This window comes from Mesorhizobium sp. WSM4829, from assembly GCF_055811475.1.
On the sequence record NZ_JBVVQJ010000150.1, the window covers coordinates 1 to 431 of the forward strand.

Genomic DNA, 431 nt, shown 5'->3' on the forward strand with positions numbered 1-431 from the left:
TTCGTCGACTGGCGCGAGCGCAAATCGGCGAACGCCATCCTGGACGAACTGCGCGGCGTCATGGCCGGCATTCCCGGTGTCGACGTCGAGGTTCGCGTGCCCGAGGCCGGCCCGCCCACCGGCAAGCCGATCCAGATCAGGCTGTCAGCCGTCGATCCGAAGGGCCTCGACGACAAGGCGCGCGCCGTCGCCGCGCGCATTGCCAAGGTGCCCGGCGTCATCGATATTTCCGACGGCCTGCCGCCGCCTGGCGTCGACTGGGCGCTCGACGTCGATCGCGCCAAGGCGGCGCAATACGGCATCAGCCCGACCTCGGTCGGCACGGTGGTGCAACTGGTGACGAACGGGCTGAAGCTCAGCGAATACCGGCCGGCCGGTGCGGACGACGCCGTCGACATCAGGCTGCGCCTGCCCGAGGACCGGCGCACGCT

At 70.3% G+C, this 431-nt stretch carries 1 pseudogene; it reads left to right on the plus strand.

What is annotated here, in order from left to right:
• Window positions 1–431: pseudogene (locus AC0L17_RS34620) on the plus strand (AcrB/AcrD/AcrF family protein); the annotation flags it as partial.